Here is a 10,037-nt window from a genome sequence, read left to right on the forward strand (position 1 = left end):
GCCGAGCTGTTCAAGCAGCGCGCCCAGCTGCAGATCAACCATGTGCCCTACAAGGGCGGCAACGCCCACACCATGGACCTGATGGGCGGGCGGCTGGACATGATCATGGACACCTTGACCAGCGCCTCGCCGCTGCTCAAGAGCGGCAAGGTGCGCGCCCTGGCCGTGGCGTCGGCATCGCGTCTGCCCGAACTGCAGGATGTGCCCACTTTCGCCGAGGCCGGCTATCCGGGCTTCGAGGTCAACGCCTGGTATGCGCTGTACGCCCCGGCCAAGACCGGCAAGGACGTGCTGGCGCGCCTGAACGCCTCGCTCACCCAGGTACTCAAGCTGCCCGAGGTGCAGGAGAAATTCGCGCTGCTCGGCGTGCGCACCCGGGCCGGCTCGCCCCAGGAACTGGCCAGCTTCACCACCGACGAATGGAGCCGCTACGGCAAGGTGATCCAATCGGCAGGAATCCGCATCGACTGAGCTCTGTACCCATGTCCCCACACTTCCACGTTCTCGTCACCGCGTCACACTGGGCCGAGCCCGCGCAACGCATCATTGAGCAGGCCGGTGGCCAGGTGCATTTCCTGCCCGGCAGCCTCACCGAAGACGCGCTGGCCGCACGCCTGGCCGAGACCGGCGCCCAGGCCATCGTGCTGCGCGGCTCGCCGCCCATCACCGACCGTGTGCTGACCGCGTCGCCGCAGCTGCGCATCGTGGCCAAGAACGGCGCCGGCGTGGACAGTGTGGACCTGGAGGCGGCGCGCGCGCGCGGCATTGCCGTGGCCGTCGCACCCGGCGCCAATGCGGGCGCAGTGGCCGAGCATGCCGTGGCGCTGATGCTGGCGCTCACGCGCCAGCTGCCGCAGCTCGACCGCATGGTGCGCGCCGGCGAATGGGCCGGCAGCACCTGGCAGGGCCGCGACTTCCGCGGCGCCACGGTGGGCATCATCGGTTACGGCAGCATTGGCCGCGCGACCGCGCAGCTGGCCACTGCCCTGGGCGCGCGGGTGCTGGTGCTGCGGCCCGAGGGCCAGGCCGACGGCTTTGCCACCGAGGCCGAGCTGCACCGCCTGCTGCCCCAGCTCGACATCCTGAGCCTGCACTGCCCGCTGACCGAGCGCAGCCGGGGTCTGATAGGCGCACGCGAGCTGGCCCTGCTGCCACGCGGCAGCCTGCTCATCAACACCGCGCGCGGTCCCGTCGTGGACGAGGCCGCGCTCCTCGAGGCATTGCGCAGCGGCCAGCTCGGCGGCGCCGGCCTGGACACCTTCGATACCGAGCCTCTGCCTGTCGACCATCCACTGGCGGCACTGGCCCAGGTGCTGCTCACCCCCCATGTGGCGGGCGTGACGCGCGCTGCCGCCCTGCAGGTCGCCACCATGACCGCGCAGAACATCGTGGACCATCTGGCCCACACCACATTGCCCGCCCTGCACCGGGTCGCCTGACACGCTTTTGCGCCCGAACTCCACCCACCGATCACATGCCCGCAAACAACCTCTTCAAGGCCGCACTGGCCGCTCAGCAGCCTCAGGTCGGCCTCTGGCTTTCCATGGCGGATCCCTACATGGCCGAAGTCAGCGCCAGCACAGGTTTCGACTGGCTGCTGATTGACGGCGAGCACGCGCCCAACGACCTGAAGTCGACGCTGGGCGCGCTGCAGGCCGTCGCGCCGCACCGCGCCCACCCCGTGGTGCGCGCGGTCCAGGGCGATACGGCGCTGATCAAGCAGCTGCTGGACATAGGCGCGACCACGCTGCTCGTGCCCATGGTCGACACCGCCGAGCAGGCGCGCGCCCTGGTCTCGGCCACGCGCTATCCGCCGCTGGGCATGCGCGGCGTGGGCAGCGCGGTGGCGCGCGCTTCGCAGTGGAGTGGGCGCGCCGACTATCTCGACGTGGCCGATGACGAAGTCTGCCTGCTGGTGCAGGCCGAGACCGTGGCGGCGCTGGACAATCTCGAGGAGATCTGCGCGGTCGACGGCGTGCACGGCGTGTTCATCGGCCCGGCCGATCTGGCCGCGTCCATGGGCTTTCGCGGCCGCCCCGGACACCCCGAAGTGCAGGCGGCAATTGAAAACGCGATGCGCACCATCATTGCCTCGGGCAAGGCCGCCGGTACACTCACTTCCGACCCGGCGCTGGCCCGCCGCTATCTCGATCTCGGCTGCACGTTTGTTGCGGTCGGTGTCGACGTGCTGCTCTACGCCAAGGCGGCGCGCAGCCTGGCCGGCGAATTCCTGGGCCAGCCGGCCGAAACAGCGGCCCCTGCCGATTCCCGCGGAGCCTATTGAACATGTCCTCGACTTCCCGAATTCCCCACGCGCTGGTGCTTGAAGGCCTGCGCGCCATCGTCGGCGAGAAAGCCTGCATTGAAGTCGCCAGCGACATGCAGCCCTTCACCACCGACTACCGCAAGCTCTATCACGGCCAGGCGCTGGCCGTGGTGCTGCCGGCAAACACCCAGCAGGTCAGCGAGGTGCTGGCGCTGTGCTCGCGCCATGGCGTGCCGGTCGTACCCCAGGGCGGCAACACCTCGCTGATGGGCGGGGCCGTGCCCGACGCCGCGGGCGATGCCGTGGTGCTCAATCTGCGCCGCATGAACCAGGTGCAGGAAATCGACACCGTCAACGACACCATGACGCTCCAGGCCGGCGTCACGCTGCAGGCCGCGCGCGCCGCGGCCGAAGACGCGGGCCGGCTGTTTCCGCTGCGCATAGGCTCCGAAGGCTCGTGCCAGATCGGCGGCAATCTCTCGACCAATGCCGGCGGCACGGCCGTGCTGCGCTACGGCAACATGCGCGACCTGACGCTGGGCATAGAAGCCGTGCTGCCCGACGGCCGCATCTACTCGTCGCTGCGCGGACTGCGCAAGGACAACACCGGCTACGACCTCAAGCAGCTGTTCATCGGTTCGGAGGGAACGCTGGGCATCATCACGGCCGCGGTGCTCAAGCTGATGCCCCTGCCCAGCGCCAGCGCCGTCGCCTGGATCGCCGTCAAGAACCCGCATGCGGCCGTGGAGCTGCTGACCGAAGCCAAGCGCGCGGCCGGCCAGGCCGTGACGGCCTTCGAGCTGATCTCCGGCCCGGCGCTGACGCTGGTGCTCGAATCGATGCCGCAGTTCAGCGCGCCGCTGCCCGCCGCGCACGACTGGATGGTGCTGATCGAGCTGACTTCGGGCGGCGACGCCGAAGGCCTGGACGCGACGCTGATGGCGATTCTGGAGCAGGGCATGGAGCGCGGGCTGGTGACCGACGCGGCCATCGCGGCAAGCATTGCCGACGCGCGCGCCTTCTGGCAGCTGCGCGAGGAGATCTCGGACGCGCAGACGCGCGAAGGCGGCAGCATCAAGTGCGACATCTCGATTCCGCTGTCGAAGATCGCCGACTTCATCGCCGACGCCTCGGCCCAGGTGCTGGCGCTGGCGCCCGACGCGCGCATGGTGATCTACGGCCACATGGGCGACGGCAACGTGCACTTCAACCCGCTGCGCCCCAAGGGCGCGCCGGCAAAGGAGTTCCTGGCCGAGAACTACGTGCGCGTCTCGCATGCGGTCGACGGCCTGGCAACGCGCCAGAACGGCTCGATCTCGGCCGAGCACGGCATCGGCGTGGCCAAGCGCGACGACCTGCTGGAGTGCAAGTCGCCCGTGGAACTCGAACTGATGTGGCAGATCAAGCGCGCGCTCGATCCGCGCAATCTGCTCAATCCGGGCAAGGTGTTGCCGCTGCCGGAGGGGGCGGCGTAACGCGCCACAGATCGCCCTGCGATAGGCTTGCGCAAGTCTGCTGAGGGCGTGCGGTTTGATTTGGCGTGACGTTTGCTCTCCCGTTCGTCCTGAGCTGGTCGAAGGATGAACGGCGACCTTCTATGGATGCAAATCTCTTTTTTGCTGCGCAGTTCTCAAACGCTGCGCCCTGAAACGCCCTTCGACAGGCTCAGGGCGAACGGTTTTGGGCGTTTGTAGTCAGGAAACGGCTTGACTAAGCCACTGCGCAAAGGCAGAGCACTCCCACCGGTCCATGGTGCCCGTATGCCAGCACAGGTAATGCGCGTGCGGGCTTGCCACGTCGAGCGGGAACAGCCGCACCAGCGTGCCGTTGTCCAGCCAGGCCGCGCCCAGCTTGAGGCGTACGGGCGCTATGCCCATGCCCGCGGCCGCGGCATCGCACAGCAGGCCTATGTCGTGGAATTGCGAGCCTTCGACGGGTTCGGGCCAGGCCAGGCCCGCGGCGTCGAACCAGCCGCGCCAGGGCTCCAGCGGGCTGCGAAGCAGCGGCAGGCCTTCCATGTCCGCTGGCTGCTCGAACGGCCCGTGGGCGCGCACGAAAGCCGGCGAGGCCAGCGGCGTCATCACGTCGCGCGCGATTTCCACATGTTCCATGTCGGCGTAATGGCCGGGGCCGAAGCGCACGATCAGGTCGGCGTCTTCGGCCACCACGTCGAGCAGCGGAATGCTCACATGCAGTTCGAGATCGATTTCGGGATAGGCGTCGGTGAACTGGCTCAGCCGGGGGATGAGCATGCAGCGCGCGAACGTGGGCGTGACCGCAAGCTTGAGGCGTCTGCGCCCGGGCAGCGCGCTGCCGGGAAAGCGCTGCAGCGCGCCCAGCCCTTCACGCACATGCGACAGATACGCGCTGCCTTCGCTGGTCAGCGAGAAATCGGCGCGGCCGAACAGCCGGCAGCCGAGCATCTGCTCGAGCTGGCGCACGCGGTGGCTCACGGCGCTGGGCGTGACGCACAGTTCCTCGGCGGTCTGCGTCACGCTGCGCAGCCGCGCCAGCGCCTCGAATGTCAGCAGGCACTGGATGGGCGGAATGCGCCGCGCGGCGCTCGGCGCAGTCGGGCTGGCGGTGGGCGCGGGCAGCGGCATGTCCGCGCTCAGCGGAAGACGACGGTCTTGTGGCCGTTGAGGATCACGCGGCGTTCGCTGTGCCACTTGACGGCACGCGCCAGCACCTGGCTTTCGGTGTCGCGGCCGCGCGCCGTGAGGTCTTCGACGGTGTCGGTGTGGTCGGCACGCGCCACGTCCTGCTCGATGATCGGGCCTTCGTCGAGGTCGGCTGTGACGTAGTGGGCCGTGGCGCCGATCAGCTTCACGCCGCGGTCATGCGCCTGATAGTACGGCTTGGCGCCCTTGAAGCTCGGCAGGAAGCTGTGGTGGATGTTGATGGCCCGGCCCGAGAGCTTGGTGCACAAATCGTTCGACAACACCTGCATATAGCGCGCCAGCACCACCAGTTCGGCGCCTTCTGCCTCGATAATCTCGAACTGCCGCGCTTCGGCCTGGGCCTTGGTCGCCGCCGTGACGGGAATATGGTGGAAAGGCACGTTGTAGCTGGCCGCGAGCTGGTAGAAGTCGCGGTGGTTGCTGATGATGGCGCGGATGTCGATGGGCAGCAGGCCCGACTTCCAGCGGAACAGCAGATCGTTGAGGCAATGGCCTTCCTTGCTGACGAGCAGCACGGTCTTCATGTTCTCGGACTGGGAGTGCAGGCTCCAGCGCATCTCGAAGCGGGCCGCGAGTTCGGCCAGCGCCGTCTTGAGCGTGGCCGCGTCGGTGTCGGTGCAGACGAACTGCACGCGCATGAAGAACAGGCCGGTGGCGCCGTCGTTGAACTGCGCGGCTTCTTCGATGTTGGCGCCCTGTTCGAGCAGGAAGCCCGAAACGGCGTGCACCAGCCCGCGACGGTCGGGGCAGGATAAGGTAAGAATGTAGGCTTGGGTCATAGCCCTGCGATTGTCGCAGCAAGGGCCGTCGATTGTGGATTGAGGAAATACATGCATAAAGATGGCGCACCCCAACCGACCTGGCCGTACTGGATTCTGGCGTTGTACACGCTGACTGCAGTGCTGTGGCTCGCCGGCAGCGAACGCCTGCTGCTGCAGTGGGCCCAGGATGCCGCGCAGGTCGCGCGCTGGAAAGACGCGCAGGGCTATGTCTCCATCTTTCTCAATGCACTGATGGCCGGCTGGCTGCTGCGCCGCCTGCTGCGCGCCGAGGCCGTGCGCCGCGCCGACGTGCTGCGCCGCGCGGCGCTGCGGCGCCAGGAGGAGGAGCGCCAGCGCCTGGCCGCGACCGTGGTCGACAACACCATCGAAGGCGTGATCGTGACCGATGCGAACAGCCGTATCCTGTCGGTCAACGCGGCCTTCACGCGCCTGCTGGGCTATACCGAGCAGGAAATGCTGGGCCAGACGCCGCGCATGTTCAAGTCGGGCCGCCACGGCCAGGCGTTCTACGAAGCCATGTGGGACAGCATGCAGCGCACGGGCCACTGGCAGGGCGAAATATGGAATCAGCGCAAGAACGGCGAAGTGTTTCCCGAACGCATGTCGCTGAGCGCGGTGCACGACAGCGCCAACCGCGTCACGCATTACGTCTGCATGTTCACCGACATCTCCGCGGAAAAGGCCCAGCAGCAGCGCCTTGAATACCTTGCGCGCAAGGACCCGCTGACCGGTCTGGACAACCGCGCCTGGTTCGGCAACCGACTGGAAAAGGCGTTGGAGACGGCCACAGCCAAGTCCAGCCAGCTCGCGGTGCTGCTGATCAACATCAACCGCCTGCGCGATTTCAACGACAGCTACGGCCATGCCGTGGGCGACCAGGTGCTGTGCCATGTCGCAGCGCGCGTGCAGGCGGTGCTGCGCCCCGGCGATCTGATAGGGCGCATGGCCGGCGACGAGATCGCCGTGGCCGCGCTCGATCTGGGCAGCGAAATCGACGCCGCGCAGCTGGCCCAGCGGCTGATCGCCGCCGCGGCCCAGCCCTGGCATACGCCTGACGGCATGGAAGTGATCACGCGCGTGAGCGTGGGCATGTGCGTCTTCCCGCAGCATGCGGCAACGGCAGAAGGCCTGCTGCAGGGCGCGCACTCGGCGGTGCATGTCGCCAAGCAGCACAGCGGTGCCGACGCCTGGTGCTTTTTCCAGGAAGACATGACCCAGGCCGCGCGCCAGCGCCTGGAGCTCGAGGCACGGCTGCGCCAGGCGCTGGCCGAAGGCCATCTGCGTCTTTACTACCAGCCGCAGATCGAGATCGCGACCGGGCGACTCATGGGGGCCGAAGCGCTGCTGCGCTGGCTCGATCCGGTCGAAGGCCTGATTTCCCCGGCGCGCTTCATTCCCGTGGCCGAAAGCTCGGGCGTGATCGGGCCGGTGGGCGAATGGGTGATACGCGAAGCCTGCGCCCAGGGCCAGCGCTGGCGCGCGCTCGATCTGCCCGAGATCACGGTGGCGGTGAATGTGTCGCTGCACCAGTTCATGCTCACCGACATCGTCGGCAGCACCCAGGCCGCGCTGGCCGATGCGGGCTTTCCGGCCGCGCAGCTGGAACTCGAGATCACCGAAAGCGCGCTCGCCCAGCAGCCCGAGGAGGCCTTGCAGGTGCTGCGCAAGCTCAGCGCCCTGGGGTTGCGGCTGGCGATCGACGATTTCGGCACCGGCTATTCGTCGCTGGCCCACCTCAAGCGCTTTCCCATCGATGTGCTCAAGATCGACCAGGGCTTCATCCGCGACATTCCGCAAAGCGCCGACGACATGGCGATCAGCGCGGCCGTGATCGCCATGGGCCACAGCATGGGGCTGGCGGTGCTGGCCGAAGGCGTGGAAACCGCCGAACAGCTCGCTTTCCTGCGCGAACGCGGCTGTGACCAGTTCCAGGGCTATTTCTGCAGCCGGCCCCTGCCGGCCGACGCGTTCGAGGCACTGCTGCGCCAAAGCAGGGAAGGACCGCTGGTGGCGATCCCATGCGCGTGAGTTTCCCGCTGCGCGTGCTGCTGACCGCATTGGGCGCCTGGGCTGCGGCCCAATTGTGCGTCTGGTGGAAGATTCCCCTGCCCTGGATGCTGGGCCCGCTGATCGCGACTTCGCTGGCCTCCATGGGCGGCGCGCCGACCGCGAGCTGGGGCAGGGCGCGCAATGCCGCGCAATGGACCATAGGCGCGGCGCTGGGGCTTTACTTCACGCCGGCCGTCACGGCGCTCGTGGCGAGCATGTGGTGGGTCATTTTGCTGGGCATTGTCTGGGCGCTGTGGCTGGGCTGGCTGTTCGGCGCCTGGCTGTACCGCGTGCATGCACCGCGCATGCCCGAGGTGCCGGCGCAGCAGCTGCGCGCCACCTGCTATTTCGCGGGCTCGATAGGCGCGGCGTCCGAGATGACGCTGCTGTCCGAGCGCGAGAACGCGCGCACCGAGCTGGTGGCCTCCAGCCACAGCCTGCGGCTGGTGATCGTCACGGTGGTGATTCCCTTCGCGCTGCAGTGGAGCGGGCTGCATGGCTCGGGCGAATGGGGTGCGGCGCGCGTGGTGCATGGCCCGGGACTGGCGCTGCTGGCGCTGTGCACGGGTCTGGGCGCCTGGCTGATGCTGCGCCTGGATCGCGCCAATCCCTGGTTTCTGGGCGCGCTGCTGGCCTCCATGGGCCTGGCGATGCTCGGCCTCGATCTGTCGGCCGTGCCGCAGTGGATGATGAATGGCGCGCAGTTGCTGATTGGCGTGAGCCTGGGCGTGCGCTTTCGGCGCGATTTTCTGCGCACCGCGCCGCGCTGGCTGGCAACGGTGGCACTGGGCAGCCTGGTGCTGATGGCGCTGTGCGCGCTGTTCGCTGCCGCCGTGGCCTGGGCCACAGGCCTGCCCTGGGTGACCATGGTGCTGGGCACGGCGCCCGGCGGCATCGCCGAGATGGCGATCACCGCCAAGGTGCTGCAGTTGGGCGTTCCCGTGGTGACCGCGCTGCAAGTCTGTCGATTGATGGCGGTGCTGCTGGTGGTCGAGCCGCTGTACCGGCGGCTTTACAAGCCGGCGGTACAGGCGGAGTCGAGCCGCCTATCCTGAGCCCGCCTGAGCCCGACGCTCAGTGCACCAGTACTGGGTTCTGTGCGAGCCCGGCGTAGCTGTCGAGCGTGCTTTCCACTTCTTCCTGCGTAGGTGTCTGCTGCTGCCAGCCGAGAATGATCTTCTGGAACATTTCGGCCCAGGAACCGTCGAGGTAGACCTCTTTGCCCGAACGCTTGTCGACGATTTCAAAACCGTGGCGTGGCATCTGCATCTGTGCGTGGTGAAGCTCTTGCGCGGGAGCGGATTCGCCCTCGGCCAATTCCGGCAAATCGGGCCGGATATGGAGCACCGCAAAAGTGTCAGAGTCGTATAGCGTTTGCATGGTGATCCCCCCCTGTTGCAAAGTCGTGCCGATGACAGTCATATGGCTGCAAGGCAGCAGACTTCAAGAGCCGCCGGCGGGGTCGCCGGCAAAAGGCCCTGGACACCAGTATTCCACGGATTCGATCTCCGTGCGGCGTCGGGCGTTTCGTCCGGCGTCAGGGCGCGGCGTGCGCCTGCAGGCGCAGATCGGCGAAGTCGCCGTTGGCCTGGGTCAGCCGTATGCGCGCCGGCAGATAGCCCAGCGACGGCGCGAGCCACAGCGTGGCCTGCTGGTCGCCCGCGCGCCGCGGCAGGCGTTCGAGCCGCAGCGCGGGCAGCGCGCCCAGCGGCAGCTCCAGCGTCTCGGTCGCGTGCACGCGGAAGGTCCAGCGTTCGGCGTCGTTGCTGCCCACCGTGGTGAATGTGATCTGCGCGCCTTCGGGGTAGCGTTCGGGCGCGGCGGCAAGCATTGCCGACAACTGCAGGAACACGCTGATACGGTCCTGCGCGCCCGCGCCTATGGGGGCCGGCGGGGCTGCGGGCGTGAAGCGTGCCTGTTCGGCCACGAAGTCGAACTCCGCGCTTTTCTCGCTGCGGCTCTGGTCGCTGAAGCGTTGCGGCACCAGGCCCGCATCCGTGACCTGGCCGTTGCTGGTCTGGGCGCGCGTGCCGACCAGAAACGCCTTGATCTGCTGGCGCACCTGGTAGCGCTGGCCGTCGTGCTGCCACAGCAGTTCGGCGCTCGCGTGGTATTCAAAACGTTTGGCCTGGCCCGTCACATCGAACGCCAGCCGCGTGGGCGCGGGCAGTTTCACCGGCAGCGGCGTATCGGCGGGCAAGGGCTGGCCGTCGGGGGTGACGAGCTGCACGCCCTGCAGTGTTTCGGCCCGGGGCGGTG

The 10,037-nt window shown here is 68.0% G+C and carries 10 protein-coding genes; 6 read left to right on the plus strand and 4 right to left on the minus strand.

The features are described from left to right. The 4 genes from RR928_RS15910 to RR928_RS15925 all read left to right on the plus strand — a co-directional run. The coding region (locus tag RR928_RS15910; protein WP_332683263.1) for a Bug family tripartite tricarboxylate transporter substrate binding protein at window positions 1-471 on the plus strand (471 nt) is incomplete at its 5' end. Window positions 472-482: 11 nt separating this feature from the next. Further along, window positions 483-1,439 carry a hydroxyacid dehydrogenase gene (locus tag RR928_RS15915; protein WP_332534746.1) on the plus strand — a complete coding sequence of 319 codons (957 nt, stop codon included), beginning with the start codon at window positions 483-485 and terminating at the stop codon, window positions 1,437-1,439. Window positions 1,440-1,474: 35 nt separating this feature from the next. After that, the gene (hpaI, locus tag RR928_RS15920; protein ID WP_332548091.1) at window positions 1,475-2,284 is read left to right on the plus strand and encodes a 4-hydroxy-2-oxoheptanedioate aldolase; all 810 of its coding nucleotides are present in this window, start codon (window positions 1,475-1,477) and stop codon (window positions 2,282-2,284) included. A gap of 2 nt (window positions 2,285-2,286) precedes the next feature. After that, window positions 2,287-3,741, plus strand: a complete 1,455-nt coding sequence (locus tag RR928_RS15925; RefSeq protein ID WP_332534748.1) for an FAD-binding oxidoreductase — start codon at window positions 2,287-2,289, stop codon at window positions 3,739-3,741. Window positions 3,742-3,960: 219 nt separating this feature from the next. On the opposite strand, the gene RR928_RS15930 is transcribed toward RR928_RS15925, so the two are convergent. Together RR928_RS15930 and purU are read right to left on the minus strand one after the other, a co-directional pair. Continuing rightward, the gene (locus tag RR928_RS15930) at window positions 3,961-4,869 is read right to left on the minus strand and encodes a LysR substrate-binding domain-containing protein (RefSeq protein WP_332534750.1); all 909 of its coding nucleotides are present in this window, start codon (window positions 4,867-4,869) and stop codon (window positions 3,961-3,963) included. Between the two features lie 8 nt (window positions 4,870-4,877). Continuing rightward, window positions 4,878-5,726, minus strand: coding sequence for a formyltetrahydrofolate deformylase (purU, locus tag RR928_RS15935; RefSeq protein WP_332534752.1), 849 nt, complete (start codon window positions 5,724-5,726; stop codon window positions 4,878-4,880). Window positions 5,727-5,777: 51 nt separating this feature from the next. On the opposite strand from purU, the gene RR928_RS15940 reads away from it, so the two are divergent. Both RR928_RS15940 and RR928_RS15945 read left to right on the plus strand, forming a co-directional pair. Further along, complete coding sequence (locus RR928_RS15940; RefSeq protein ID WP_332534754.1) at window positions 5,778-7,757, plus strand: putative bifunctional diguanylate cyclase/phosphodiesterase; 1,980 nt, start codon at window positions 5,778-5,780, stop codon at window positions 7,755-7,757. After that, window positions 7,748-8,833 (plus strand): AbrB family transcriptional regulator, encoded by a 1,086-nt coding sequence (locus RR928_RS15945; RefSeq protein ID WP_332534756.1) that lies wholly within the window; start codon window positions 7,748-7,750, stop codon window positions 8,831-8,833. Before RR928_RS15940 ends, RR928_RS15945 begins: the two co-directional genes overlap by 10 nt. 19 nt (window positions 8,834-8,852) lie before the next feature. Here the strand turns inward: RR928_RS15945 and RR928_RS15950 are convergent, their stop codons facing one another. Then, window positions 8,853-9,158, minus strand: coding sequence for a BTH_I0359 family protein (locus tag RR928_RS15950; RefSeq protein WP_332534813.1), 306 nt, complete (start codon window positions 9,156-9,158; stop codon window positions 8,853-8,855). 157 nt (window positions 9,159-9,315) lie between these two features. After that, a partial coding sequence (locus RR928_RS15955; RefSeq protein WP_332683267.1) for a DUF3108 domain-containing protein occupies window positions 9,316-10,037 on the minus strand: 722 nt, incomplete at its 5' end.

It is taken from the genome of Comamonas sp. (assembly GCF_036666375.1).
In the GTDB taxonomy this organism is placed as follows: Bacteria; Pseudomonadota; Gammaproteobacteria; order Burkholderiales; family Burkholderiaceae_C; genus Comamonas.

Coding starts and splice junctions, on each gene's coding strand:
- purU (WP_332534752.1), bottom strand. CDS start 5,726: ATGACCCAAGCCTACATTCTTACCTTATCCTGCCCCGACCGTCGCGGG.
- RR928_RS15940 (WP_332534754.1), top strand. CDS start 5,778: ATGCATAAAGATGGCGCACCCCAACCGACCTGGCCGTACTGGATTCTG.
- RR928_RS15930 (WP_332534750.1), bottom strand. CDS start 4,869: ATGCCGCTGCCCGCGCCCACCGCCAGCCCGACTGCGCCGAGCGCCGCG.
- hpaI (WP_332548091.1), top strand. CDS start 1,475: ATGCCCGCAAACAACCTCTTCAAGGCCGCACTGGCCGCTCAGCAGCCT.
- RR928_RS15925 (WP_332534748.1), top strand. CDS start 2,287: ATGTCCTCGACTTCCCGAATTCCCCACGCGCTGGTGCTTGAAGGCCTG.
- RR928_RS15915 (WP_332534746.1), top strand. CDS start 483: ATGTCCCCACACTTCCACGTTCTCGTCACCGCGTCACACTGGGCCGAG.
- RR928_RS15950 (WP_332534813.1), bottom strand. CDS start 9,158: ATGCAAACGCTATACGACTCTGACACTTTTGCGGTGCTCCATATCCGG.
- RR928_RS15945 (WP_332534756.1), top strand. CDS start 7,748: ATGCGCGTGAGTTTCCCGCTGCGCGTGCTGCTGACCGCATTGGGCGCC.